Origin of the sequence: Streptomyces sp. AC602_WCS936, from assembly GCF_019049125.1 — a bacterium.
Lineage (GTDB): Bacteria > Actinomycetota > Actinomycetes > Streptomycetales > Streptomycetaceae > Streptomyces.
Window position 1 is genome coordinate 74569 of the sequence record NZ_JAGMUF010000054.1, and the last position, 25819, is coordinate 100387.

The 25819-nt window shown below is 73.4% G+C and carries 25 protein-coding genes and 1 pseudogene; 15 read left to right on the forward strand and 11 right to left on the reverse strand.

The genetic code is table 11. The annotated features are described in order from the left end of the window. Positions 1 to 13: 13 nt before the first annotated feature. Positions 14 to 1816, reverse strand: a complete 1803-nt coding sequence (locus KUM03_RS17685) for an NAD(P)/FAD-dependent oxidoreductase (protein WP_217249891.1) — start codon at positions 1814 to 1816, stop codon at positions 14 to 16. Positions 1817 to 1991: 175 nt separating this feature from the next. Here KUM03_RS17685 and KUM03_RS17690 point away from each other — a divergent pair, with 175 nt between their 5' ends. Further along, positions 1992 to 3017, forward strand: coding sequence for an SMP-30/gluconolactonase/LRE family protein (locus KUM03_RS17690; protein ID WP_217249894.1), 1026 nt, complete (start codon positions 1992 to 1994; stop codon positions 3015 to 3017). 9 nt (positions 3018 to 3026) lie between these two features. Here KUM03_RS17690 and KUM03_RS17695 read toward each other — a convergent pair whose 3' ends face one another. Further along, positions 3027 to 3623, reverse strand: a complete 597-nt coding sequence (locus KUM03_RS17695; RefSeq protein ID WP_217249896.1) for a TetR/AcrR family transcriptional regulator — start codon at positions 3621 to 3623, stop codon at positions 3027 to 3029. Positions 3624 to 4277: 654 nt separating this feature from the next. On the opposite strand from KUM03_RS17695, the gene dhaK reads away from it, so the two are divergent. The 3 genes from dhaK to KUM03_RS17710 are packed head-to-tail and all read left to right on the forward strand — an operon-like array spanning position 4278 to position 6322. Further along, positions 4278 to 5270 carry a dihydroxyacetone kinase subunit DhaK gene (gene dhaK / locus KUM03_RS17700; RefSeq protein ID WP_217249898.1) on the forward strand — a complete coding sequence of 331 codons (993 nt, stop codon included), beginning with the start codon at positions 4278 to 4280 and terminating at the stop codon, positions 5268 to 5270. A 49-nt stretch (positions 5271 to 5319) separates the two neighbouring features. Next, positions 5320 to 5919: a dihydroxyacetone kinase subunit DhaL gene (gene dhaL, locus KUM03_RS17705; protein WP_217249900.1), complete on the forward strand. Its 600-nt coding sequence runs from the start codon at positions 5320 to 5322 to the stop codon at positions 5917 to 5919. Beyond that, positions 5912 to 6322, forward strand: coding sequence for a PTS-dependent dihydroxyacetone kinase phosphotransferase subunit DhaM (locus KUM03_RS17710; RefSeq protein ID WP_217249907.1), 411 nt, complete (start codon positions 5912 to 5914; stop codon positions 6320 to 6322). Before dhaL ends, KUM03_RS17710 begins: the two co-directional genes overlap by 8 nt. A gap of 75 nt (positions 6323 to 6397) precedes the next feature. Here KUM03_RS17710 and KUM03_RS17715 read toward each other — a convergent pair whose 3' ends face one another. Further along, positions 6398 to 7243 carry a glycoside hydrolase family 75 protein gene (locus tag KUM03_RS17715; RefSeq protein ID WP_217249909.1) on the reverse strand — a complete coding sequence of 282 codons (846 nt, stop codon included), beginning with the start codon at positions 7241 to 7243 and terminating at the stop codon, positions 6398 to 6400. 167 nt (positions 7244 to 7410) lie between these two features. On the opposite strand from KUM03_RS17715, the gene KUM03_RS17720 reads away from it, so the two are divergent. Continuing rightward, a complete protein-coding gene (locus KUM03_RS17720) occupies positions 7411 to 8424 on the forward strand; it encodes a fibronectin type III domain-containing protein (protein ID WP_374225337.1) in 1014 nt (337 codons plus the stop codon). A gap of 152 nt (positions 8425 to 8576) precedes the next feature. Continuing rightward, positions 8577 to 9134: a hypothetical protein gene (locus KUM03_RS17725; RefSeq protein ID WP_217249911.1), complete on the forward strand. Its 558-nt coding sequence runs from the start codon at positions 8577 to 8579 to the stop codon at positions 9132 to 9134. Here the strand turns inward: KUM03_RS17725 and KUM03_RS17730 are convergent. The 4 genes from KUM03_RS17730 to KUM03_RS17745 form a co-directional block, all read right to left on the reverse strand. Next, a complete protein-coding gene (locus tag KUM03_RS17730; protein ID WP_217249919.1) occupies positions 9082 to 9684 on the reverse strand; it encodes a PadR family transcriptional regulator in 603 nt (200 codons plus the stop codon). The two genes, KUM03_RS17725 and KUM03_RS17730, sit on opposite strands and share 53 nt — an antisense overlap. A 31-nt stretch (positions 9685 to 9715) precedes the next feature. Further along, positions 9716 to 11731, reverse strand: coding sequence for an NADPH-dependent 2,4-dienoyl-CoA reductase (locus tag KUM03_RS17735; protein WP_217249927.1), 2016 nt, complete (start codon positions 11729 to 11731; stop codon positions 9716 to 9718). Between the two features lie 113 nt (positions 11732 to 11844). Further along, positions 11845 to 12213, reverse strand: a complete 369-nt coding sequence (locus tag KUM03_RS17740) for a hypothetical protein (RefSeq protein WP_217249929.1) — start codon at positions 12211 to 12213, stop codon at positions 11845 to 11847. 83 nt (positions 12214 to 12296) lie between these two features. Next, positions 12297 to 13172 (reverse strand): hypothetical protein, encoded by an 876-nt coding sequence (locus KUM03_RS17745; protein WP_217249931.1) that lies wholly within the window; start codon positions 13170 to 13172, stop codon positions 12297 to 12299. A 277-nt stretch (positions 13173 to 13449) separates the two neighbouring features. Between KUM03_RS17745 and KUM03_RS17750 the strand changes: the two genes are divergently transcribed. Then, positions 13450 to 15537: a SpoIIE family protein phosphatase gene (locus KUM03_RS17750; protein ID WP_217249933.1), complete on the forward strand. Its 2088-nt coding sequence runs from the start codon at positions 13450 to 13452 to the stop codon at positions 15535 to 15537. On the opposite strand, the gene KUM03_RS17755 is transcribed toward KUM03_RS17750, so the two are convergent. Continuing rightward, complete coding sequence (locus tag KUM03_RS17755; protein WP_217249935.1) at positions 15534 to 16367, reverse strand: putative protein N(5)-glutamine methyltransferase; 834 nt, start codon at positions 16365 to 16367, stop codon at positions 15534 to 15536. The genes KUM03_RS17750 and KUM03_RS17755 overlap by 4 nt on opposite strands. Positions 16368 to 16540: 173 nt before the next feature. Then, positions 16541 to 17607 (reverse strand): annotated as a pseudogene (locus KUM03_RS17760) (hypothetical protein). Between the two features lie 105 nt (positions 17608 to 17712). On the opposite strand from KUM03_RS17760, the gene KUM03_RS17765 reads away from it, so the two are divergent. From KUM03_RS17765 to KUM03_RS17790, 6 genes are all read left to right on the forward strand, one after another. Beyond that, complete coding sequence (locus KUM03_RS17765) at positions 17713 to 18207, forward strand: MarR family winged helix-turn-helix transcriptional regulator (protein ID WP_217249937.1); 495 nt, start codon at positions 17713 to 17715, stop codon at positions 18205 to 18207. Between the two features lie 91 nt (positions 18208 to 18298). Continuing rightward, positions 18299 to 18904 (forward strand): sulfite oxidase-like oxidoreductase, encoded by a 606-nt coding sequence (locus KUM03_RS17770; protein ID WP_217249939.1) that lies wholly within the window; start codon positions 18299 to 18301, stop codon positions 18902 to 18904. Beyond that, positions 18897 to 19673, forward strand: coding sequence for a ferredoxin reductase (locus KUM03_RS17775; RefSeq protein ID WP_217249941.1), 777 nt, complete (start codon positions 18897 to 18899; stop codon positions 19671 to 19673). Before KUM03_RS17770 ends, KUM03_RS17775 begins: the two co-directional genes overlap by 8 nt. A gap of 114 nt (positions 19674 to 19787) precedes the next feature. After that, positions 19788 to 20372: a hypothetical protein gene (locus KUM03_RS17780; RefSeq protein WP_217249943.1), complete on the forward strand. Its 585-nt coding sequence runs from the start codon at positions 19788 to 19790 to the stop codon at positions 20370 to 20372. A gap of 149 nt (positions 20373 to 20521) precedes the next feature. Then, positions 20522 to 21490: an acetylxylan esterase gene (locus KUM03_RS17785; protein ID WP_217249950.1), complete on the forward strand. Its 969-nt coding sequence runs from the start codon at positions 20522 to 20524 to the stop codon at positions 21488 to 21490. Positions 21491 to 21690: 200 nt separating this feature from the next. Beyond that, entirely contained in the window at positions 21691 to 22434 is a 744-nt protein-coding gene (locus tag KUM03_RS17790; RefSeq protein WP_217249964.1) for a GntR family transcriptional regulator, read from the forward strand. 18 nt (positions 22435 to 22452) lie between these two features. Here KUM03_RS17790 and KUM03_RS17795 read toward each other — a convergent pair whose 3' ends face one another. Both KUM03_RS17795 and KUM03_RS17800 read right to left on the reverse strand, forming a co-directional pair. Beyond that, positions 22453 to 23178: a class I SAM-dependent methyltransferase gene (locus tag KUM03_RS17795; protein ID WP_217249966.1), complete on the reverse strand. Its 726-nt coding sequence runs from the start codon at positions 23176 to 23178 to the stop codon at positions 22453 to 22455. Positions 23179 to 23182: 4 nt separating this feature from the next. Further along, positions 23183 to 23770, reverse strand: a complete 588-nt coding sequence (locus tag KUM03_RS17800; RefSeq protein ID WP_217249968.1) for a PadR family transcriptional regulator — start codon at positions 23768 to 23770, stop codon at positions 23183 to 23185. A gap of 92 nt (positions 23771 to 23862) precedes the next feature. Here KUM03_RS17800 and KUM03_RS17805 point away from each other — a divergent pair, with 92 nt between their 5' ends. Together KUM03_RS17805 and rho are read left to right on the forward strand one after the other, a co-directional pair. Next, a complete protein-coding gene (locus KUM03_RS17805) occupies positions 23863 to 24264 on the forward strand; it encodes a nuclear transport factor 2 family protein (RefSeq protein ID WP_217249970.1) in 402 nt (133 codons plus the stop codon). A 362-nt stretch (positions 24265 to 24626) separates the two neighbouring features. Continuing rightward, entirely contained in the window at positions 24627 to 25766 is a 1140-nt protein-coding gene (rho, locus tag KUM03_RS17810) for a transcription termination factor Rho (RefSeq protein ID WP_217249972.1), read from the forward strand. Positions 25767 to 25819 lie beyond the last annotated feature (53 nt).

Below are 25819 nucleotides of genomic sequence, written 5' to 3' on the forward strand. Positions count from 1 at the left end.
CCCGCCCGAAGGCTCAGGAAGGCTGCCCGGCCCTGAGGACCTCGTCCATGGACTCCTCGCGCCAGCGCTTCAGGAGGTCGTGGAAGGCGGCCGCGCCGTGCGGGTAGGCGTTCGGCCCGTTCGGCCGGCCGCGCCCCTCGCCGTTGTAGTAGCCGGGGGTGCACTCGGCGTGGAACCACTCGTGGTCCGGCGCGCCCTCGGTCATGACCGCGAGCCAGGCGTCCTCGGCCGCACGGGACGGCTCGATGACGGCGCCCTCGGCCTCGGCGGCCGCGACGAGCGCCGCCGCGTGTACGGCGTGCTCGTCGAGTACGTGCGTGAAGTTGACGCTGCTGGCGCTCTGCACGGCTCCCAACTGGATCAGGTTCGGAAAGCCGTTGCTGGTGAAGCCGTGCAGGGAACGCGGACCCCGCCGCCGCAACGCGTCCAGCAACTCGACGCCGTCCCGGCCGCGGACGGACAGCTTCCCGGAGTGGACGCCGGAGACTCCGACGGAGAAACCGGTGGCGAAGACCAGGCAGTCGAGTGCGTACTCGGTGTCCCCGACGACGACGCCGTGTTCGGTCATCCGCTCGATGCCGTGCGTGTCCGCGGTGTCGACGAGGGTGACGTTGTCGCGGTTGAACGTCTGCAGGTAGGTGTCGGAGAACGTGGGGCGCTTGCAGGCGTACCGGTACCAGGGCTTGAGTTTCTCGGCCGTGTCCGCGTCGGCGACGATCCGGTCGACGCGGGCACGGACCTCGTTCATCTTCGCGGCGTCCGCGACCTCGTAGGCCGTTTCGAACGCCTGCCGGTCCGCGGGACGGCGGAAGCTCGGCAGGAGCTTCTCGAGCAGACCGGCCGCCGAGGTCCACCGGTCCGCCACGAGGTCCTCTCCGGCGGACTCGCCGGACACGATGCGCAGGAAGTTGTCGCGGCGCTCGCGCGCCCAGCCGTCGTGGTCGGCACCCACGTCCCGCGCGGTGGTACGGCGGTTGGCGCGCACGTCCACGGCGGAGGGGGTGCGCTGGAACACGTAGACGTGTGCCGCGTCCTCGGCCAGCTTCGGGATGACCTGGACGCCGGTGGCGCCGGTGCCGACGACGCCCACACGCTTGCCCGCGAGGCCGGTGAGGCCGCCGTCCGGGGTGCCGCCGGTGTAGGCGTAGTCCCAGCGCGAGGTGTGGAAGGTGTGGCCCTCGAAGTTCTCGACGCCGGGGATGCCGGGGAGCTTGAGTTCGGAGAGGGTACCGGTCGCCGTGACGACGTACGTGGCCCGGAACTCGTCGCCCCGGTCGGTCGTGACGATCCATGCCCGCGAGGCCTCGTCCCAGGTCAGGGAGGTGACCGAGGTGGAGAACAGCGCGTCGGCGCGGAGGTCGGACTTCTCCGCGATCCGTACCGCGTGGCGGCGGATCTCCTCTCCGGGCGAGTACTTCCACTCCGGTACGTAGCCGGTCTCGTCGAGCATCGGCAGATACACGTGCGACTCGATGTCGCAGTGGATGCCCGGGTACCGGTTCCAGTACCAGGTCCCGCCGAAGTCGCCGCCCTTCTCCAGGACACGGACCCGCCCGATGCCCCGCTGACGCAACCGCGCGCCCGCCAGGATGCCGCCGAACCCGCCGCCGACGACCGCGACGTCCACCCGGTCCCGCAGGGGCTCGCGCTCCGCGACTTCCGCCGCGTACGGATCGTCGGCGTAGTAGCCGAACCCGGCGTCGGCGGCGAGGTACTGCCGAGTGCCGTCGGGGCGCACGCGCCGCTCCCTCTCCAGGCGATAGCGGCGCCTCAGATCGGCCAGTGCCTCGGGAGAAGGAGCCTGCGAGTTCGTCATGTGGGGGGACCTCGATTCTTCCGTTTCGCTCCCAGGCAGCCGCTCTGGTCCGGCAAAAGCTCACGCGGTCAACGGACTTGAGCAGGCATGCTCTACCGTAACAAGAACCGGACAACACTGTCCGGTTGCGGTTCGGACAGCTTCCGCAAAGCTTCGGACAGGAAGAGTGACCCCCATGCGACGACTCCCGCTCCGATCCCTCACCGGGCTCGCCGCCCTCGGCCTGCTGGCCCTCACCGGGTGCGGTACGGACACGGGCCGCGGTGGCCCCCAGGAGGCGGCCGCCGGCGGCGCGGACCGGACCGTCCGCGCCCACAAGGTGATGCGGCTGACACAGGTGCACCCCGAGACGGGCATGACCCTGCTCGAGGGCCCCACGTTCGACGCGGACGGCAACCTGATCGTCGTCGACGTCACGGCCCCGGCCGGCGATCCGAAAGTGCTGAGCGTCGACGTCGGGAAGAAGACGTCGCGCCAGATCCACACCGACGACCGCGGCGCCTACACCTCGGCTCAGTTCAGTCCCCACGACGGACGTCTGTACCTGACCGACTTCTCCCACGGCGAGATCGTCAGCATGGCCCCCGACGGCAGCGACCCGCGGACCTTCTTCTCGGGCGAGGTCGACGGAGCGGCGATGAACCCCGACGACGTCGCCTTCGACCAGGACGGCAACCTGTACGTCAGCGACTCGCGCGGCATGTCCGAGGGCGAGGCGAAGGGGCGCGTGGTGCGGATCGACCGCGAGGGGAAGAACGCAGCGGTCCTGGCGGACGGGCTGGCGGCGCCGAACGGGATCTCGTTCGACGCGGAGTACCGCGGTCTGTGGGTCAGTGAGCTCACGCAGAACCGCGTGTCCTACCTTCTCCTCGACGGCGAGGGCGGGGTCTCCTCCCGGCACACGGCCATCAGGGTGGACGGCGGGGTCGCCCAGACCGACTCGATCGCGGTGGACGCGGACGGCAACCTGTACCAGGCGCTGCACGGCCGGCCCGCCATGGCGGTGTACGACCGGCACGGTGCGCGCCTGGCGACCGTCGAGGTCCCCGCACGCGCCGCCGAACGCCTCGAATCGGCGACCAACGTGGCCATCACCCCCGGCGGGACCAAGGCGTACATGACCGTCAGCGGGCCCGCCGGAGGGTATCTGTACACCTTCGACGCACTGGCGGAGGGCATTCGTCAGTCCAACGGCGGCTGACCGCGCCCTTCACCCGCCGAAGGGGCGCACCGGTCCCACCTCGACGCCGAGCAGCCGCCATGCCGCCAGCGCCCGGTGTTCCCGCTGCTCGCGGGTGGGGCCGGTGACGGCGCCCGAGACCATGGCGACGGCGATCATGAGGTCGTCCCGCGCCCGCGCCAGCCGGTGGCCGTCCGGCAGATGCGCCCGCAGGGCCCGCTCGACCCGCCGGGACAGGTCGGCGGCGTACTCGGGAATGCCGGAACGGCCGGCCGCCGCCCCGTCGGCGTGCAGGACGCTGATGAAGGCCGCCGACTCGGTCTGGTGCCAGGTCAGCACACCGAGGACCCCGGCGATGTCCGCGTCCGGTGCCGCCGCCGCCTGCTCGATCTCACGGACGTTCTCGTCCAGGACCGCGGTGGCGACGGCGGTCCGGTCGGGGAAGTGCCGGTAGAGGACGCCCTGCCCCACCCCGGCCCGGCGCGCGATCGCGGACAACGGTGCGCCGAGGCCGTGCTCCGCGTAGATCTCCCGCGCGGCGGTGACGAGAGCGGCCCGGTTGCGACCGGCGACCCTGCGTCCGTCGTTGGTGGGGCGCCGCTCGTCGGGTAGGGGTTGCTGAGACACATCCGGAGCGTATCGCCGATGGGGAAGCGCTGTTCCGGGCGCGGCCGGCCGCGGGCAGCGGCCACGGCACCCGTCCTCGCGCCACCGCGCTCCGCCCGGCTCTCAATCCGTCTGTTTCGAGGAGAGCGAGCCGCACCCCGAAGGCGCACCCCCGGCCCGGGGCGGTGTCGACCTGGATGTCGCCGCCGTGGGCCGTCACGAGGGAGTGTGCGATCGACAGCCCCAGGACGTTCCGGCTACTTGATCATTGCGGTCCAGTTGGGATCTTCACCAAGGAAGCTGCCGTCCGCACAGAAGTGCCCAACCCGATCGGAAATTCCGGCGGCGGTCCGTCACGGCCGGGGCCGACCACGCGTCAGCTCCGGCCTCTTCCATCGATCACCGCAAGTTCACCTCGGCGGCCGAGGGCACCTCGGAACGTTCCGAGGTGGTGACGTCACTCTCATGTCAGCGCCGAATTCATGGACCGCGATTCCTGAAAATGTTGCGTGTCTGAACTCAGGTGCACCGCGGACGGCGGACGTGGGGACCGGGGCGCGCCCGTGCCGCTCTCTCACGTGACCTTCGCTGCCGCAGGACCGATACTGCCGACAGCGTCACCTTGGCCAGGGCTCGCCCGACCGCCAGGCCTGCCACTCTTCCCAGGAGGCACCCATGAAGATGCTCATCAACGTTCCCGAGACCGTCGTCGCGGACGCGCTGCGCGGTATGGCGGCCGCTCATCCCGAGTTGACGGTGGACGTCGAGAACCGGGTGGTCGTGCGGCGGGACGCTCCCGTCGCCGGGAAGGTGGCCCTGGTGTCCGGCGGGGGCTCCGGGCACGAGCCGCTGCACGGGGGGTTCGTGGGGCCCGGGATGCTGTCGGCGGCCTGCCCGGGTGAGGTGTTCACCTCACCCGTGCCGGACCAGATGGTGCGGGCCGCGGCGGCCGTGGACAGCGGGGCCGGGGTGCTGTTCGTCGTCAAGAACTACACCGGTGACGTGCTCAACTTCGACATGGCCGCCGAACTGGCCGAGGACGAGGGCATCCAGGTGGCCAAGGTGCTGGTCGACGACGACGTGGCGGTGACGGACAGCCTCTACACGGCCGGGCGGCGCGGCACGGGGGCGACGCTGTTCGTGGAGAAGATCGCCGGGGCCGCGGCGGACGAGGGCCGGCCGCTGGAGCGGGTGGAGGCGATCGCCCGTCAGGTGAACGACAGCTCCCGCAGCTTCGGCGTCGCGCTCAGTGCCTGCACCACGCCCGCCAAGGGCAGCCCTACCTTCGACCTGCCGGCCGGTGAGCTGGAGCTGGGCATCGGCATCCACGGGGAGCCCGGCCGGGAGCGGCGCCCGATGATGACCTCGGGCGAGATCGCCGAGGCCGCCGTCGACGCGGTGCTGGCCGACCTCAGCCCGCGCAACCCCGTGCTGGTACTGGTCAACGGCATGGGCGCCACCCCGCTGCTGGAGCTGTACGGCTTCAACGCCGAGGTGCAGCGGGTGCTCGGCGAGCGCGGTGTCGCCGTCGCCCGCACCCTCGTCGGCAATTACGTCACCTCGCTGGACATGGCGGGTGCCTCGGTCACGCTGTGCGAGATCGACGAGGAGCTGCTCGGACTGTGGGACGCGCCGGTGCGGACTCCGGGTCTGAGGTGGGGCATGTGACGGTGGACGGGGAAAGGACCGGAACGTACCTACCAGGCAAGGAGATCCTGTGCTCGACGCCGACTTCTTCCGCCGTTGGATGACGGCGACCGCCGCGCTGGTCGACCGTGAGGCGGACCGGCTCACCGCTCTCGACTCGCCCATCGGCGACGCCGACCACGGCAGCAACCTCCAGCGGGGATTCACGGCTGTGGCGGCCACCCTGGAGAAGGAGGCACCCGGCACGCCCGGGGCGGTCCTCACCCTCGCCGGGCGGCAGCTGATCTCGACGGTCGGCGGCGCCTCGGGTCCGCTGTACGGGACGCTGCTGCGCCGCAGTGGCAAGGCGCTCGGGGACGGCGCCGAGGTGAGCCCGGCACAGCTGGCCGAGGCGTTGCGGACGGGCGTGGACGCGGTCCGCACGCTCGGCGGCGCCCAGCCGGGTGACAAGACCATGATCGATGCCCTGGGGCCCGCCGTGGACGCCCTCGGTGACTCGTTCGCCGCGGCCCGTGCGGCGGCTCAGGAGGGCGCCGAGGCGACCACTCCGCTACAGGCCCGCAAGGGCAGGGCGAGCTATCTGGGCGAGCGCAGCATCGGGCACCAGGACCCCGGCGCCACGTCTGCCGCGCTGCTCTTCGCCGCACTGGAGGAGGCGGCCGGTGAGTGACGAGAAGCTGGTCGGGATCGTGCTGGTGTCGCACAGCGCCCAGGTCGCCGCGTCGGTGGCGGAACTGGCGAAGGCCCTGTCGGGCGGCGGCGCCGCCGTGCCCGTCGCCCCGGCGGGCGGAACCGCGTCCGGAGAGTTCGGCACCAGCTCCGAGCTGGTCTCGGCGGCCGCCGCGTCCGTGGACCGGGGCGCCGGGGTCGCCGTCCTCACCGACCTGGGCAGCGCGGTGCTCACGGTGAAGGCGCTGCTCGCCGAGGGCGACGAACTGCCGGAGAACACCCGGCTGGTGGACGCTCCCTTCGTCGAGGGTGCGGTGGCCGCGGTCGTCACGGCCTCGACGGGCGCGGACCTGGCGGCCGTCGAGGCGGCTGCCGCGGAGGCGTACTCCTACCGGAAGGCCTGACCCGGAACCGGCACGACGGGCGGCGGGGCGGCGGGGCGGGTACTTTCCCCGCCCCGCGCCCGGGACGCGCGCGCCTCACCGGCCGTCCACGAACTCCCGCGCGAGCCGCTCCCCCGTTGCCTCGGCGGCGGCCTCGTCCTCGATGGGATCGACCTCGCTGTCCTTGAAGACGATGTACGTCACGCCGGAGTCGGTGCCGCCCGCGTGCGGGTCGGCGGGGATGCCGAGCGATTCGGCGGCGGCGTAGGAGGCCTCGCCGATGAGCTCGCGCGGGCCGACGTCGCCGACGACGGCGTACCGCACCCGGTCACCGTGGACGACGGCCGCGACCGAACCGCCCCGGACGTCGTCCACGCGGTGGTCCCAGATGTCGCTGGGTTGCGGCACCACGACGTAGGGCAGACGTTCGGCGTCCAGGGGGCGGCCGTCCGACTGGGTGTAGGCGGTGGCGGGTGTGAAGTGCGGGTCGGTGCGGCTGTTGCAGTGGTCGCCGGGCCGGCCGTCGCAGTCGACGTCCAGGTCGGCCTTCCAGTACACGGCCCCCCGCGCGCCGCAGACCGGGATGTCCGCCGGTGCTCCGGCGTCACTGCGGTAGCGGCCCTTGGAGACGGGGTCGCAGTCGCGCACCTTGGCCAGCAGGTCGGCGGCGCGGACGGGTCCCTCGCTCCGGGCGCCGGCTTCGGGCGCGGCCTCGTACTCGGGGCGCACGGCGGCCTCCGGAACCGGCGCGTCCTGCGGCGGCGGCACCGGTCCCATCCGGAAGGCGGACCGGTCCGCGCGGTCCGGTCCGCCGTGGGGCTGGTGACCGGAGCTGAACGGGGCCTGGGGTCCGGGCCGGGGCGGAGGCGGAACGTCGGGGAACGTCGTGGGGGCGAGCAGGGCGGCGCTGGCCGCGACCAGTGTCAGCGACTGGACACGCACGTTGAGGCCTCTCCTGGGGGACGTGGACGGTCACACGGCCACATCTGTCCCCGGAACACTCGCGCCGCCACCTTTTGTGGGCCAGACGGTGCACGTCCTCTTGATGTGGTCGCGTCACTGACGTCATATTGGTCCGGACCATTGCCGCCACCCTGGAGGCAGCGCCCGTGCGAGACGTCCCCGTTCCCACCGCACCCACCCCCGCTCCCCTCCCGACCGTCCTGCGCCGCTGTGCCGTGCTCTGCACAACCCTCGTCCTGGTCGCCTCCTGCGGCTGGGGCACAGGCGACGACGGCGGCAAGAACGGCCCGCTGCCCGGGGCACCGACGGGCGTCACCGCCGAGGCGGGCAGCGCGACGACGGTGCACGTGATGTGGAACGCGGTCGACGGGGTCGAGGCGTACGAGGTGTACCGCGGCGGCACACTGGTCGAGGAGGTGCCCGCCGCCGACCGCATGGTGGACGTCACCCGGCTGACCCCCTCGACGGCCTACGCCTTCACCGTGCGGGCCCGCGACGCCGACGGGCGGCTCGGGCCGCGCAGCCGGGAGGTGCGGGCGACCACTCCCGCCGCGGTCACCGACGACTCGGCGCCGACGCGTCCGGGGGACACGCGCGGCCGGGCGGCGGGCAGCCGGGCGGTCCAGCTCACCTGGTCCGCCGCGACCGACGACCGCGGGGTGGCGTCGTACGACGTGTACCAGGGCGACACGAAGGTGCACAGCGTCGGCGGCGGGCAGACGGCGGCCGTGGTCACGGGACTGCGGCCGGGCACCCGCTACTCCTTCACGGTCCGGGCACGGGACGCCGCCGACAACGTCTCCCCCGCCGGTGCCGTCGTGCGGCTCACCACACCGGGCTCCGACGACGGCCGCGCCACCGCGCCCACGGCCCTGCGCGCGGCCTCCCGTCACGCCGACGGCGCCTACTACATCGACCTCACCTGGACCCCGCCGCGCACGGACGGGGTGGTGACGGAGTACCAGATCCACCTGGACGGCCGCCCGGCGACGTCCCTCGTCTACGGCGACGAGGCGCCGCGCGACCGGGCCGAGTACAGCTTCTACGCGGGGCGGGAGCCCGGCGTCACGCACCGGGTGAAGGTCCGGGCCAGGCTGTCGGACGGCACCTGGGGCGGCTTCTCGGCGGAGCGGGAGGTGACGACGGGCGCTGGTGGGTGACGCCGGGGCGGGGAGCGCGTCACCTGGGCGGTCGCGCTCCGCATGCGGGGGCGGGCGCCGCCCTGTTGGCTTCCCGTGAGGCAGCACGGGCGTTTCCGATCTCGGCGGCGCATGGGACGTACCGCCGACCGTGCCGCCGGAGGGCAGTCCACATGCGCATCTCTTCGCCACTCCTCCGCTCCGGCCTGACCGTGGCAGCCGCCGCGCTGCCCGTCGCCCTGACCGCCGGGCCCGCCGCCGCGGGCCCCGGGATCTCGGTGAGCACCACCGGGACCACGGTGTCGGTCACCACCACCGCCTGCGCCCAGCTCAACGGCAGCTGGGGCACCGCCTCGCTGATCACCGGCAGCCAGGGCGACTTCGCCCAGGGGCGCCAGGTGGCGCTGACCGGGAACAGCACCGGGCAAGGCGCCAGCTGGTCGGGGATCAGCCCCGGCACCTACACCGTCATCGTCATGTGCTCCAACAACAGCACCGCCGGCACCCAGACCGTCATCGTCTCGGCGGCGCCCTCCCCCTCGCCCAGCCGTTCCGCCTCCCCGTCGCCCCAGCCCTCCGCGTCCGCGTCGCGCGGCGTGCTGGGCGGCCTCGGCGGTGCCGTCCAGGACTACGGCACGGCCACCCTGGTGGCGGGCGGCGCGCTCGTCGGCACCGGGGTCATCGCGGCGGCCTGGTTCCTGCGCCGGCGTTCGAAGCCGTACCGGTTCTGAGCCCTGCCGGTTCCGCCGGCAGTTCGCCGACTTCCGCCAGCGCGTGCCTGAGCCACTGGGTCCAGAAGGTCTCCAGGTCGATGCCCGCGCGGAGGACCAGGTGCCGCAGCCGGTCCTCGGTGCTGTCCCTCTCCGGCGGGAAGTCCCGCTTCTCGATCTCCTGGTACTCGGCCAACTGCCGCTCGTGCAGCTCCAGATGGCGGCGCAGATCCGCCTCGATGCCGGTGGTGCCGACCACGGCCGCCGCCCGCAGCCGCAACAGCATCGCGTCCCGCAGGGGCTTGGGGTCCTGCGGGGTCGCGGTCCAGCGGGCCAGTTCGTCCCGGCCCGCCGGCAGCACCTCGTAGGACTTCTTCTGCCCACGGGCCGGCTGCTGCCCCGGCACGGCCCGGATCAGGCCGTCGGCCTCCAGTTTTCCCAGCTCGCGGTAGATCTGCTGGTGCGTGGCCGACCAGAAGTACCCGATCGACCGGTCGAACCGGCGGGTCAGCTCCAGCCCCGACGACGGCTTTTCGACCAGGGCGGTGAGGATCGCGTGCGGGAGTGACATGGGCTCATCCTAGGGACGGCCCGCGCACCGCCTACAGCGCCGCCGCGAGCTCGGTGCCCTGCTTGACGGCGCGCTTGGCGTCCAGTTCCGCGGCCACGTCGGCGCCGCCGATGAGGTGGACGCTGCGGCCGGCTTCGAGCAGCTCCTCGTACAGGCCGCGGCTGGGCTCCTGGCCCGTGCACAGGACCACCGTGTCGACCTCCAGCACCGTGGACTCGCCGTCGACGGTGACGTGCAGTCCGGCGTCGTCGATCCGGTCGTAGCGCACGCCCGGGACCATGGTGACGCCGCGGTGCTTGAGCTCGGTGCGGTGGATCCAGCCGGTGGTCTTGCCGAGACCGGCGCCGACCTTGGTGGTCTTGCGCTGGAGCAGGTGGACGGTGCGCGGCGGCGCGGGACGTTCGGGCGCCGCGAGGCCGCCGGCGGTCCGGTAGTCCGTGTCGACGCCCCAGAGGCGGAAGTACGTCTGCGGGTCCTCGTGCGCCTTGTCGCCGCCGTCGGTGAGGTACTCGGCGACGTCGAACCCGATGCCGCCCGCGCCGAGGATCGCGACCCGGTCGCCGACGGGGGCTCCGTCGCGCAGGACGTCGAGGTAGCCGACGACGCTCGGGTGGCCGACGCCGGGGATGTCGGGGGTGCGGGGGGTGACTCCGGTGGCGACGACGATCTCGTCGTGGCCGTCGAGGTCGTCCGCGCCGACCCGGGTGTTCAGGCGCACGTCGACGCCGTGCGCCGACAGCTGCGTACGGAAGTAGCGCAGCGTCTCGTCGAACTCCTGCTTGCCGGGGACCTTGCGGGCGACGTTGAGCTGGCCGCCGATCTCGCTCGCGGCCTCGTACAGGGTGACCTCGTGGCCGCGCTCGGCCGCGCTCACCGCACAGGCGAGGCCCGCCGGTCCGGCGCCGACGACCGCGACACGCTTGCGCCGCCGGGTCGGGGTGAGGACCAGCTCGGTCTCGTGGCAGGCGCGCGGGTTGACCAGGCAGGAGGTGATCTGGCCGCTGAAGGTGTGGTCCAGGCAGGCCTGGTTGCAGCCGATGCAGGTGTTGATCGCCTCGGGGCGGCCGGCCGCGGCCTTGGCGACGAAGTCGGGGTCGGCCAGCATCGGGCGGGCCATCGACACCATGTCGGCGGTGCCCTCGGCGAGCAGCTGCTCGGCCACCTCGGGGGTGTTGATGCGGTTGGTGGTGACCAGCGGCACCGAGACCTCGCCCATGAGGCGCTTGGTCACCCAGGTGTAGGCGCCGCGCGGCACGGAGGTGGCGATGGTGGGGATGCGGGCCTCGTGCCAGCCGATGCCGGTGTTGATGATGGTGGCTCCGGCGGCCTCGACGGCCTTGGCGAGGGTGATCACCTCGTCGAGGGTGGAGCCGCCGGGGACCAGGTCCAGCATGGACAGCCGGTAGATCAGGACGAAGTCCTCGCCGACCGCCTCGCGCACCCGGCGGACGATCTCGACGGGGAAGCGCATGCGGTTCTCGTACGAGCCGCCCCAGCGGTCGGTGCGGTGGTTGGTGCGCGCGGCGATGAACTCGTTGATGAGGTAGCCCTCGGAGCCCATGATCTCGACACCGTCGTACCCGGCCTCGCGGGCGAGGCGCGCGGTGCGGACGTAGTCGTCGATCGTGCGCTCGATGTCGGCGTCGGTCAGCTCCCGGGGCACCTGCGGGCTGATCGGGGCCTGGAGGGGGCTCGGGGCGACGAGGTCGGGGTGGTACGCGTACCGGCCGAAGTGGAGGATCTGCAGAGCGATGCGGCCGCCCTCGCGGTGCACGGCCTCCGTGACGGTCCGGTGCCGCTCGGCCTCCGCCTCGGTGGTGAGCTTGGCGCCGCCCGGGTAGGGGCGGCCCTCGTCGTTGGGGGCGATGCCGCCGGTCACGATGAGGCCGACTCCGCCGCGGGCCCGGGCGGCGTAGAAGGCGGCCATGCGCTCGAAACCGCGCTCGGCCTCCTCCAGACCGACGTGCATGGAACCCATCAGGACCCGGTTCGGCAGCGTGGTGAAGCCCAGGTCCAGCGGGCTCAGCAGGTGGGGGTATCGGCTCATCGGGCCCTCCGTGCGCGGTGTGGTGCCTCTGTTGTAGAGGACCGCCGCCTCTTTGTGCAACTAGTTGCACAAAGAGGCGGCGTACACCACACCGCCGCGCCGGCGGGCTCGCGTCAGTGACTCTCCAGCCTCACGTGCAGCTCCCGCTCCTGGTCCCCGGAGGCCGTGCTCAGGTCGTGCACGGTGAACAGGGAGTCCAGGGTGGTACGGAAGCGCTCGATCGCCCAGTAGCCGCCCTGTACGTCGGCGTCCACGGACGCCGCGAGCCGGGCGGGGTCGCACTCGCCGTGGGCGTCGGCCACGTCGAACGTGCCGAGCCACACGGTGGGGCGCACCTCGTGGTAGTCCCGGGGCACCTCGTCCGAGCGCCGGTCGGACGCGTAGCACGCGCACAGCGCGTCGAACACGGTCCGGGCGTCCTCCTTGCTGCACCCGCTCAGCTCCACCGAGACGGACTCCGGGTGCAGTCGCTCACCGTCCATCGTCATCGCTCCTCTCGTGGCCCGTACGCGTGGCCCATATCCCCAGAAAAGCACCACCCGGGGCCGAGCACTACCGGCGCGGGTCAGCTCCGGGTGAAGCGGTAGGTCTTGCTGTCGGTCAGCACGCAGAAGCCCGGCGACACGACGATCACGCGCAGGGTGCCGGTACGGCGGTCGTAGTCGATGCCTTCCACCTCGAAGGAGCCGGAGCAGGAGCTGCGCAACGGCAGCTGCCGCAGGGCGGTGACGTGACCGGTGACGTCCGCGGTGCCGTTCGGGGCGGCGGACAGGTCGATGCGCAGCAGGGGCTTGGTGACGCCGAAGAGGGTCCCCTCGGGGTCGTCGGAGGAGCAGAGCAGCGTCGTCGCGTCGAGGAAGTCGCAGCCCTGGACGTCGCGCACGGCGTGGTCCAGGTGGACGGTGGCCGCCTGCGGCAGGTTCGCCGAGGGTGAGGTGGCCGGGTTGACGCCGGGCGTCGGGAAGACGAGGAGCCGGTTCATGGTGCCCCACTCGCCGGACAGCATCCACTGGCCGTCGGGCGAGATCGCGGACCAGGAGTTGTTCCGCGCCTCGCCGGGGCTCAGCGTGTGCACGTACTCCGACCACCGGCCGTCGGGTGCCTGCACGCGGAACATCTTCGTGTTCCCGTCGTCCCGCTGGTACGGCTCGACGTAGTGGCCGTCGTAGGAGGCGTCGGGGTCGCCGACGTGGTTCCAGCCGCGGGTGCTGAGGCCGAGGGGGATGGTGCCGATGCCGGTGTAGCGGTTCGGGCTGCCGGCCGGGACCTCGACGGAGGCCAGTCCCTGGCTCTCGGTCAGCGGGTCGGCGCGGTCGGAGCCCACCTCGGTCCAGGTGCCGGCGGCCGGGGCCGCCTGGGCGGAGGGACCGGCGAGGGCGAGGGTGAGGGCGGCGAGTCCGGTGAGGGCGGCGAGACAACGTTGCCGGGCGCTCAGGGGCATGGGCGGGCGCTCCTTGGTGGGGGGCGGGCGGTACGCACTCGGCGGACAGTCTGGCCGTACGTCACAGTCATGTACAGACCAAGTCCGGTCCCGGCGTCGTCCCGGGGCCTGCCCCGCCCGTACTCCGTGCGGCGGCGGTCGCTCCCGCGCCGGGTGATGCTGGAAGGAGACGGCAGCGGCCTCGGCGAATCGGCCCTGTGCACGGTGGAACGCGGTAGAACAAAGGAGTCGGCATCGACAGGGCGTGCCGCGTGGAACGGTGAAGGCGGGGCGTGGGATGAGTGCAGCCGGGTCTGCCGGGTTCGACGGGGACGCCGTGTCGCGCGGGCCGGTGCGGCCGAGCGGTCTGCTCGACGTGCTGAACGTGGCCTCGGTGGTGCTGGACACCGAGGGCCGGATCGTGCTGTGGAGCCCGCAGGCCGAGGAGCTGTTCGGCTACTCGGCGCGGGAGGCGCTGGGGCAGTACGCCGCCCGCATCATGGTCCACGAGCGCCACCTGGACCTGGTCGTGAAGCTGTTCGCCGACGTCATGAAGACCGGCCGGAGCTGGGCCGGGGCGTTCCCCATCCGCCGCAAGGACGGCGAGACGCGGCTGGTGGAGTTCCGCAACATGCGCCTGCTGGACGACCGGGGGGACGTCTACGCGCTGGGGCTCGCGGTCGACCGGTCGACGGTGCGCCGGCTGGAGCAGGACGTGGCGCTGTCCACGCGAGTGATCCGGCAGTCCCCGATCGGGCTCGCCGTCCTGGACACGGAGCTGCGGTACGTCTCGGTCAACCCGTCCCTGGAGCGGATGAACGGCGTGCCGGCCGAGGAGCACATCGGCCGGACGGTCCGCGAGGTGCTGCCGCTGGTGGACGCCGCTCCGCTGGAGGAGGCGGCGCGTCTGGTGCTGGAGACGGGAAGGCCGGTGGTCGACCGGGCGGCGACCGGGCGGACCCCCGCCGACCCGGACCGGGACCACACCTGGTCGGTCTCCCTGTACCGGCTGGAGGACGCCGTCGGTGCCGTGCTCGGGGTGGCCGTGTCGGTGGCGGACGTCACCGAGCAGTACGAGGCGGGCGTCGAGGCGGAGGCCGCACGGCGCCGGCTGGCCGCCGTGGCGGACGCCTCGACCCGGATCGGGACCACGCTGGAGCTGGACCGCACCGCCCACGAACTGGCCGACGTGGCCGTGCCCGGCCTCGCGGACGTCGCGGCCGTGGATCTGCTGGAGACGGTGGTGAAGGGCCGGCGCAGCACCCTCGGCCCGGCCGAGCCGGCCGTGATCCGGGCGCTGGCCGTGCAGGCCCAGGACGCCCCCGAGGCGCTGCGGGCGGCCGACCGGCCCGGTCAGGTCGCCCGGTACGGGCCGGACCGCCTGGTCACCGAGTGCGTGCGCACGGGGCTGCCGGTGATGGTGGAGCGGGTGACCGAGGAGGACCTGCCGCGGATCGCCCGCTCCCCCGAGGCGGCGGAGCTGCTGCGCCGGGCGGGCGTGCACTCCTACCTGGCGGTGCCGCTGATCGCACGGGGCGAGGTGCTCGGCGCCCTGGACCTGAAGCGGACGCGCAACCCGCTGCCGTTCGGCGAGGACGACCTGCTGCTCGCCCGTGAGCTGGCGGTCCGGGCGGCGCTCCAGATCGACAACGCCCGCTGGTACCAGAACGCCCGCGACGCCGCCCTCACCCTCCAGCGCAGTCTGCTGCCCAGTCATCCGCCCGTGACGGGCGGGCTGGAGGTCGCCTCCCGCTACCAGCCGGCCGAGGCCACCAGCGAGGTCGGCGGCGACTGGTTCGACGTGATCGGGCTGGAGGACTGCAAGACGGCGCTCGTGGTGGGGGACGTGATGGGCAGCGGCATCGCGGCGGCGGCGTCCATGGGGCGGCTGCGCACCGCGACCAACACCCTGGCCGCCCTCGACCTCGATCCGGCGTTCCTGCTCGAACACCTCGACCGGACCACGGCCGGCCTCGACCAGGCCATCGCCACCTGCGTCTACGCCGTCCACGACCCGCACCTGCGGCAGTGCCGGATCGCCAACGCGGGCCACCTCCCGCCGGTCCGGCTGCGGGCGGGCCGCCCGCCGGAGCTGCTCGACCTGCCCACCGGGGTGCCCCTGGGGGTGGGCGGCGTCCCGTTCTCGACCACCACCGTGGACCTCGAGCCGGGCGACCGGCTGGTGTTCTACACCGACGGTCTCGTCGAGACCCGCAGGCATCCGCTGGACGAGCGGCTGGACGCACTCCTCGCCCTGCTGGAGGGCCCGGACCGCCCGCTGGAAGAGGTGTGCGACCTGCTCCTGCGCACCCTGCACGAGCCGGAGAACTCCGACGACGTGGCCCTGCTGATCGCCCGGGCCACGCCGCCGGACACGCCTAGCTAGCCCAGGCCAGGCTCCCTGACGCCGATCACCACATGGGCGTACAGCTCCTCGCAGACCGCGAGACGGGTCGCGAGCCCCGCCCGGGTGAAGGCGTCGACGGCCGCCGGTGCCTGGCGTTCGCTCGTCTCGACCAGCAGGCAGCCGCCGGGCGCGAGCCAGTCCGGTGCCCCGGCGGCGACCCTGCGCAGCACCTCCAGGCCGTCGGCGCCGCCGTCGAGGGCGACCAGCGGCTCGTGCTCCCGTGCCTCGGCGGGCAGCAGGGGGACCTCGCCGGTGGGGACGTAGGGCACGTTGGCCGCGAGGATGTCCACGCGGCCGCGCACCGCGTCGGGCAGCGCGTCGAACAGGTCCCCGGCGTACACCCTGCCGCCGGAGGCGGCGAGGTTGCCGCGGGCGCAGGCGACGGCGGCCGGGTCGACGTCGGCGGCGTGCACCTCGGGCCGGTCGAGCGCGGCGGCCAGGGCGGCACCGACGGCGCCGGAGCCGCAGCACAGGTCCACGACGACGGCCGCGTCCGGCGCGTGTGCCAGGGCCTCGGTCACCAGGAACTCGGTGCGGCGGCGGGGCACGAAGACCCCCGGCGCGACGGCGATGCGCAGACCGCGGAACCCGGCCCAGCCGAGGACGAGTTCGAGGGGCAGCCCGGTGGCGCGGCGGTCCACCAGGGCGGTGAGCTCCCCGGCGGTGCGGGCGGCGGCCAGGATCAGCTCCGCCTCGTCCTCGGCGAAGACGCAGCCCGCGGCGCGCAGCGCGGCCACGACGGAGTCGTACGACGGGAAGGCGGCCGAGAAGGGGGAAGGAAAGGGGGGTGTGGAGAACAGCTGAGGCATGGAAGCCGAGAGCCTTTCGAGAACCGAAGGGCGCTCTCAGGGGTCACCCGCTGACGGGGACCGCACTGCCGTGAGGTGAGAGCACCAGGGCCGACACAGCGGTAATGGGTCTCACCTCCCAGGTGTCCGGCGGCCGGGACTGCCCGCGGCCGACAGCCACCCTACCCCAGTGATCAGACGCCGACGGACTCCTCGGCCTCCTCGTCCGCTTCCGCCGCCGCCCCGATTCCGGCCTCCCGGCCGTCCGGCCTCGCGTGCTTGCCGGCGGGGACCGCGGCCGGCGCCGCGCCACCGCGCTCACGGAGGGCGGCGACCGCCGTCACCAGCAGTCCGAGCAGCAGCCACGCGGCCAGCGTCCACACGCTGCGGCCCAGCCCGTCGCCGTCGAAGTACAGCAGGCTGCGGGCGCCCTCGACGAACCCGGCGCCGTTCCAGAAGGCGTGCAGGGTGCCGAAGAAGCCGTTCTGCAGCTCGGGGCGGAACAGGCCGCCGGAGCTGGTGAAGTTGAGCATCACGAACAGCACCATCATGGCGAGCGTGGTCCACCGCTTGAGGAAGGTGTGCAGGCCCACGCCGATGAACAGGATGCCCGCGGCGTACAGCCAGGCCATGCCCCACACACCGGCGAGGTCGTGGTGGGCGAGGTGGAACACCGGCCCGGCGAGCAGGGCGCCGATGCCGCTGACGACGACGGAGACACCGAGCGTGAGCAGGGCCCGCGCCCGCATGGACAGGGCGGCTCCGGCGGCGCCGAGGGCGGCGACGGAGGCGTAGGAGCCGATGCTGACCGCGATCAGCAGGAAGAACAGACCCTGTCCGGTGGGGTCGTCGTCGACCGGGGTGGCCACGTCGGTCACCTCCAGCGGGACGCCCCGGTCTTCGGCGAGCGGGGTGAAGACCTTCTCGGCGGCCATGGCGCCCATGTCGGAGGCGGCGGTGGCGACCAGGACCTCGGGCGCCTCGGCGCCGGGCACGTAGGCGCCGGTGATGTCGCGGGCCTTCAGCAGGTCGACGGCGTCGGCGCGGCTCGCGACGGTCCGCACCTCCAGGGCGTCGCCCGCCTCGTCCTTCACCGACTGGGCGAGGAGCTTCGCCTCGGGTCCGGAGCCGACGACGGCGACCGGAAGGTGGTTCGGCTCGGGGGTGACGAAGGCCCCCATGTACGCGAGTCCCATGCCGACGCACATCAGCAGCGGGTGATCAGGTGCGTCAGCACGTGGCGCAGGGCGTGCGACTTCATCGCGCACATCCTCCAATGGCGGCCGGAGACGACCGTCCGACTAGTTGGCTTATACAACTCTCTTTCAAGTTGTACTATACAACTAGCGATGGAGGAGGAGACCCCGTGACGACGGCCGAGACGCCCGACGAGACGACTGTCACCCCCGGCGCCCGCACCGCGGACGCGGCCGTGGAGACGATCCAGCGGGAGATGACGGCCTTCGCCCGCCGCGCCCGTGCGTCGGCCGGGCGCATGCACCCGGAGCTGTCCCTGGTGTCGTACACCCTGCTCGGGCACCTGGAGGAGCGGGACGGCTGCCGGGCCACCGACCTGGCCGCCCACTACGCCCTGGACAAGTCCACCGTCAGCCGCCAGGTGTCCGCCCTGGAGCGCGCCGGGCTCGTCGAGCGCCGCGTCGACCCGGACGACCACCGCGTCCAGGTCCTGCACCTGACCGAGGCCGGGCGGCGCATCCTGGCCCAGGTCACCGAGAGCCGCCGGGCCGCCGTCCGGGAGCGGCTCGTGGACTGGTCCGAGGAGGACCTGGCCCGCTTCTCCGCGTATCTGGAGCGGTACAACGCGTGGCCGACCGCTCCGGAGGACGGGGACCGGGACTGAGATCCCGCCCCCGGGCACGTACGGTTGACCGGTACGCACTGATCACGCCGGCCGCGACGTCCCCTCGCGCCGGTCCGAAAGGCCGCACCGCATGAACACCACCCGAGGCTTCACCGGACGCCCGCGCGGGGCCCGGCCGGGGCTGCCGCCCGGCCAGTACGACGCCGGCGACGACTGGCCCGTGCTGTCCGCCGAGGTCACCCCCGAGCTGGCGGCCGCCGACTGGACGTTCCGCGTCGGCGGCCTGGTCGCCGAGGAGCGCACCTGGGACTGGGCGGACGCCCACCGCCTGCCGGCGTCGGCGTACGCGGGTGACATCCACTGTGTGACGGGCTGGTCGAAGTTCGGGGTGCGGTTCGCGGGCGTGTCCCTGGACACCTTCCTGGACGCGGCGGCTCCCCTGCCGTCCGCCACGCACGCCGTCGCCTACGCGCACACCGGTTACACCGCGAACCTGCCGCTCGCGGACCTGACGGGCGGGCGCGCCTGGATCGTCCGGGAGTACGACGGGCGGCCGCTCGCCCCCGAGCACGGCGGCCCGGCGCGGCTGGTGGTGCCGCACCTGTACTTCTGGAAGAGCGTCAAGTGGATCGCCGGCCTGGAACTCCTCGACCACGACGAGCCCGGCTTCTGGGAACGGAACGGCTACCACGCGCGCGGCAACCCCTTCGAGGAGCAGCGGTACTCCGGTGACTGAGACGGCGACGCACGAGACAGCGCCCTTCACGCCCCCGACGCGGTTCGCCGTGCCGGGACGCATCGAGGTGGCGGGCGAGGTGGCCACGAGGTGGCAGACGGCCACCCTCGCGCAGGTCCGCCGGGAGACGCCCCACGCGTCCACCTTCCGGCTCGCGGTGCCCGGGTGGGCGGGCCACCTGCCCGGCCAGCACCTGATGCTGCGGCTCACCGCCGAGGACGGGTACACGGCCCAGCGGCACTACTCGCTGGCGTCCGCGCCGGACGACTCCGGGCACATCGAGCTGACCCTCGACCACGTCGAGGACGGCGAGGTGTCCGGCTGGTTCCACCGGGTGGCCCGGCCCGGTGACCGCATCGAGGTGCGCGGCCCGCTGAGCGGCTTCTTCGCCTGGCCCGGCGACCGGCCGGCGCTGCTGCTGGGCGCGGGCTCCGGGGTGGTGCCGCTGATGTCGATGGTCCGGCACCACCGGGCGCGGCGACTGACGGTGCCGCTGCGGATGCTGGTGTCCGCGCGCAGCCCCGAGGAGCTGATCTACGCCCGTGAGCTGGGCCCGGAGACGGTCCCCGTGTTCACCCGGAGAGCGCCGGCCGGGACGCCCGTGGGCCGGATGACGGCCGCGCACCTGGCGCCGCCGCTGGCCGAGCCGCCCGCCGGGGGCTGGGAGGCGTACGTGTGCGGTTCCAACTCCTTCGCGGAGCACGCCTCGCGCCTGCTGGTGGCGGCCGGCCAGCCGGTGGACCGCATCCGGATCGAACGCTTCGGCTGAGCCGGCCGCTTTCCCGGACTCCTCCGCGTCCGGGACGGCGACGGGGTGAGCGAGGTCGGCCGTACGGGGTACCTGACCCCTGCGGGTACTCGCACACGAGGCGCGGAGGTCGACATGCGAACCCGGGTGCGTGGCCGGCGCCTGCGGCACAATCCGCTGCGCCGCCGGTCGGACGTTTTCGAGGCGTGGACGACGGTGGTCGTCGCCCTCCTGCTGTTCGTGGGGGCACCGGCGCTGGGGGCGGCCACCGCGTGGTGGAGCCACACGGAGGCCCGGGCGGTCGCGGCGGAGCAGCGGGCCGAGCGGCACCGCGTGCGGGCGACGGTGGAGGGCAGCACCCCGGACACCCTCCCGTCGGTGCAGGCGGGCGGCCAGCACTCCTACCGTGCGACCGTTCGCTGGACCACACCGGAGGGCACCGAGCGGACCGACACCGCCCGGGTCCCGGCCGGTACCCGCCACGGTGACGCGGTGGACGTGTGGCTGGACTCCCGCGGCCGGAACGTCCCGGCGCCGATCCACGATTCCGCGGTCCTCCAGCACAGCGTCACCATCGGCGCCTGCACCACGGCCGGGGCGGCGCTCGCGGTGCTCCTGGCGCGCTGCGCCGTACGCAAGGTGACCATGCGGCGCCGGCTGGCCGAGTGGGACCGCGAGTGGGCCCTGATCGAACCGCGGTGGACGCACCGCCGGGCCTGACCGGTCGCACCTCCCTGACCTGCGGTTCGACGGGCCGAACGCCGACGGGGCGGGTCCCGCGATCAGGGCCTGGCGGGCCCTCCGACCGCTCCCGTACGGTGTGATCATCCGTACGGTCCGGCACCGGCTCCCAGCAAAGGCGGTTCTCGATGGCCCTGTTCGACCTTCCGCTCGACGAACTCCGCTCGTACCGCAGCGCGTCGGCCGAGCCCGAGGACTTCGACGCCTTCTGGAGCAAGACGCTCGCCGAGGCCCGTGAGCACGATCCGGCCGTCCGCTTCGAGCCAGTGGACACGGGTCTGTCCACGATGCGGGTGCACGACGTGACCTTCGCCGGGTTCGGCGGTCACCCGGTGAAGGGCTGGCTGACGCTGCCCGCTGCGGCGGAGGAACCGCTGCCGCTGGTCGTGGAGTTCGTCGGGTACGGCGGCGGGCGCGGGCTGCCCCACGAGCACCTGCTGTGGGCGTCCACGGGGCGGGCGCACTTCGTGATGGACACCCGCGGTCAGGGCAGCGCCTGGGGCGGCGGTGGCGGCACCCCGGACCCGGTCGGCGGCACCCCCGCGTACCCGGGTTTCATGACCCGCGGCCTGGACGCCCCGGAGCACTACTACTACCGCCGCGTCTTCACCGACGCCGTGCGCGCGGTCGAGGCGGCCCGCTCGCACCCGCTGACCGACGCGACGCGCACGGTCGCCCTCGGCGGGAGCCAGGGCGGCGGCATCACGATCGCCGTCGGCGGGCTGGTGCCGGACCTGACGGCCATCGCGCCGGACGTGCCGTTCCTGTGCGACTTCCCTCGCGCGACCACGCTCACCGACCGGCACCCGTACCGGGAGATCGGCCTGTACCTCAAGACGCACCGCGGCCGCACCGAGGACGCGCTGCGCACCCTGTCCTACTTCGACGGGGTGCACTTCGCGGCACGCGGCCGGGCGCCCGCACTCTTCTCGGCGGCCCTGGAGGACCAGACCTGCCCGCCGTCGACCGTCTTCGCGGCGTTCAACGCCTGGGCGCACGACGACAAGGCGATCGAGGTGTACGACTTCAACGACCACGAAGGCGGCGGGCCCTTCCAGGAGGCCGCCAAGCTGCGCTGGCTGCGTTCCCGCCACTGACCGGGACGGGAGCCTCTGACCGGGACGGGGGCCGGGGCGCCCTGTACGGCGCCTTGTGCGGCGGTGACGGACGGTCGACGCGCGGGTGAGGTTTCGGCCGAACCGACGGGCGGCTCTTCCCTGCTGGTTTAGACCAATGGTAGTTCTGGTGGCGCACCGAGCCCGCGCGGCTACCGCACGTCACGACAGGAGGGCGCGGCATGGCCCCCGCCACCCCGTACGACCACTCCCCCGCCGACGCCCCGCCCCTGTACCGGCGAGTGGCCGAACGACTGCTCGGCGAGCTGCACGACGGGACCTTCCCACCGGGCGGACGGCTGCCCGGCGAACGCCGGCTGGCCGAGCACTTCGACGTGAGCCGGGAGACCGTACGGCAGGCCCTCGAGGTCCTGCGCCGGGACGGGCTGCTCGCCACCGACCGGCGGGGCAGTCACGTCGCCCTGCCGGGACCGGCTCCGCAGAGCCCGGCGTCGCTGGCCTTCCCGGTCGGCGCGCGGTCGGCGGAGCCGTGCACCGGCGACCGGACCACCGTCGCCTGGGAGCCTCCGTCGCGGGAGCACGCCGAAGCGCTGGGGCTGGCGCCCGCCCGGCCGACCCTGGTGCACCGGTACACGTCCGCGACCGCGGACGGGAGCGGCCGGCGGACGGCCGTGACCTCGTTCTCCGCCGTGGCCCTCACCGAGGTCGAGGAGCTGGCCCGGTACCGCGGACGCGCCGACGGGTCCAACTCGGCGCAGCTGCGGCGGGCGTACGACTGGATGCGCGGGGCGGGCCTGACCCTGCACCACCGGGACACGATCACCCGGCTCGCGGACACCGAGTCCGTGCGGGTCGTCCGGCTGGTGCACGACCAGTTCGCGCGGCCCCTGGAGATCACGGACCTCCTCGTGGACGCCCGACAGGACGCGCTGGTCTACGAGTTCACGCTTCCGGCGGCCGGCTGACCCGGTCCGCGCCCGTCCTCACGACAGCCGCCGGGCCACGACCAGCCGGGCGCGCGGGCTGCCGTCGGGCCGGAGCCCGAACTCGGGCAGGGCCCGCAGCTCCGTGCGGAATCCGGCGCGGGCCAGTTCCCGGCCCACGTCCCCGAGCCGGAACGTCCGGTAGTACATGACGAACGGCGGCCGCCACAGCGCGTTGCGCACCCGCATCGCGGCGTCGAAGCCGAGCAGCGTCCAGTAGCCGCGGGAGCCGGGCCGGGGCGGGGCGACGACGGGGAAGGCGAAGCAGCCGCCCGGCCGCAGCACGGAACACACCTGGCCGAACAGCCCCGGCAGTTCGCGGGGCAGGAAGTGCCCGAAGGCGCCGAAGCTGACGACGAGGTCGAACGCGGGACCGAAGGGCAGGGCGCGGGCGTCCGCGCGCACCCAGGAGACCGCGGGCCCCTGGGGCACGGCGCGTTCCCGGGCGACCGCGAGCATGCCCGCGCTGAAGTCGACGCCCGTGACGCTCGCCCGGCACACCCGGGACAGCACGTCCACGCCGGCGCCGGTGCCGCAGCACAGGTCGAGCCCGGCGTCGAACGGCCCCGTCGATTCCAGGGCCGAGGCCACGGCGCCGAGCACCCGGTCCGGCGTCCGGTACGGAGTGTGGTCGAACTTCGGCGCGAGCAGGTCGTAGCCGCGCTCGACCGACGACAGCGCCTGGACGACGAGTTCGCGCAGGGTGGGGCCTTCGGGGCTGAACATCGGGTCAGCCTAGGGCCTGCCCGGTGGGGCCCGCGGGGGCGCGCCGTTCTCGCAGCACCGTGAGGACGCGCTCGCACCAGCGGGCGTTCTCGCGCTCGAACGTGATCCCGGCGAGCAGGGTGAGGTAGGGCCCGACGCGGTCGGACTCCCGCAGGTGCTCCTCCTCGGTGCGGCCGTCCAGGAGGCGCTCGCGGACCCGTTCGTAGCGGGCGAGTTTGCCCAGGGCCCAGGTCCGGCGTTCCTCCACCAGCGTGCGGACCCGCTCGGGGTCGACGCCGTCCATGGCCTGCATCTTGATCAGGAACTCGTCGCGGACGGCGGTGGGGCGCCGGGTCGGCTCGGCGGCGAAGGCGCCCAACTGCTCGCGGCCGGCCGCCGTGAGCGAGAAGAGCCGCTTGGTGGGCCGGCGCTCCTGCGGCACCGTCCGGGCCTCGATGAGTCCGTCGCCCGCGAGGCGCTCCAGCTCGCGGTAGAGCTGCTGCGGCGTGGCCGGCCAGAAGTTGGCGAGCGAGACGTCGAACACCTTGGACAGCTCGTAGCCCGAGGCCTCGCCCTCCAGCAGGGCGGCCAGCACGGCGTACTTGAGAGACATGTCGACACGCTAGCAAGCAGGGGCTAGCCTGCTCCGCACCTATTCAAAAAGTTGGGTATTCCTTCAGGTGCCCACTGACTACAGGAGTTGCGATGCGGGCATTCCGTGCGGCGGTCGAGGCCCACGATCTCGACGCCGTCGAAGCGCTGCTGGCCGAGGACGTGGTCTTCACCAGCCCCGTCGTGTTCAAGCCCTACCGCGGAAAGGCGATCACGGCGGCGATCCTGCGTGCGGTCGCCCGCGTCTTCGAGGACTTCCGCTACGAACGCGTCATCGGCGAGGCGGACGGCCGGGACCACGCGCTGGTCTTCACGGCACGGGTGGGCGATCGCGAGATCGGCGGCTGCGACCTCCTGCACCTCGACGAGGACGGCCGGATCGACGAGCTGACGGTGATGGTGCGCCCGCTGTCGGGCGCGCAGGCGCTGCAGGCGGCGATGGGCGCGCAGTTCGAGCGGATCGCCCGGGAGGCGGGGGCGGTTTCGGAGGGCTGAGCCCCGCACGGCACACGCGGAAGACGGAACATCCGTCGCACCCACGGCGTTGAGGAGGGTGGGAGCCGGAAAAGGCGCCCGCGTTCCCGCCGTACCACGGCTTCCGTGGTACGGTGCGTGAAGCACTTGTGTACGCCCGGTCCCGGGCGCCGGTGCCTGTTTCTCCCTCGGTTCGCCGACCCGCCCGTCCAGTCGACCGGCGCGCCGGCTTCTCAGCACAACCTCGTGAGCGGACGTCTCGACCCGCTGTGTCCGAGGTGCTGTTCCCGCCGTCCGGAGGAGTGTCGTCCGACCCCTCGCGCGGCCTCTCACCCCTTCCTTCCGCATCTTCCGTGCCCGCGTCCTCGAAAGGACCGACCACCATGACCACCACACTCGAACACCCCCCGGTACGTCAGTCCCCGGCCGAGACCGTGAGCGGTGTCCTCGACATCGACGCGGGCGGGAAGGGGTACCTGCGTGGCCCGAGCCTCCAGCCCGAGCCCGCCGACCTCTCCGTCTCCCCCGCGCTGATCCGCCGCCACGGCCTGCGCAAGGGCGACCTGGTCGAGGGCGTACGCGGCGACCGACGCGCCCTGTCCGACGTCGTCCGGGTGGGCGGCCGCACACCCGAGCGGCAGGGCGGCCGGCGCCGCTTCGGCGACCTGACGCCGCTGCACCCGCACACCCGGCTGCGGCTCGAACACCCGGCGGCCGGAGCGACCGGACGCCTCGTCGACCTGCTCGCCCCGGTGGGCAAGGGGCAGCGCGGCCTGATCGTGGCCCCGCCGAAGACCGGCAAGACCGTCCTCCTCCAGCAGATCGCCGCCGCGGTAGCCGGCAACCACCCCGGCTCCCGCCTCATGGTGGTGCTGCTCGACGAGCGCCCCGAAGAAGTCACCGACATGCGCCGGGCCGTGCGGGGCGAGGTGTACGCCTCGACCTTCGACCACAGCGCCAAGCAGCACATCGCGCTCGCCGAGCTGGTGATCGAGCGGGCCAAGCGGCTGGTCGAGGCCGGCGAGGACGTCGTCATCCTCCTGGACTCCCTCACCCGGCTGTGCAGGGCGCACAACAACGCCGCCTCCTCCGGCGGCCGCACCCTCAGCGGCGGGGTCGACGCCGGGGCGCTGCTCGGACCCAAGCGATTCTTCGGCGCCGCCCGGCAGGCCGAGGAGGGCGGCTCCCTCACCATCCTCGCCACCGCCCTGGTGGAGACCGGCTCGCGCGCCGACGACTTCTACTTCGAGGAACTCAAGAGCACCGGCAACATGGAGCTGCGGCTCAGCCGTGAGCTCGCCGCCCGGCGCGTCTTCCCCGCCGTGGAACTGACCGGTTCCGGCACCCGCCGTGAGGAACTGCTGCTGTCCCCCGCGGAGTCGGCCGCCGTGACCGGGCTGCGGCGGGCGCTGCAGACCCGGGACGGGCAGTCCGGTCTGGAGACGCTGCTGGAGCGGATGCGCCGCACCCCGGACAACGCGACGTTCCTGCGCGCCGTCCAGCCGACGCTGCCCGCCGGCTGACGTCCGCCGTCGTTCCCGCTACGGCATCCGGGTGCTTGCGGGCGCGGCCCGGC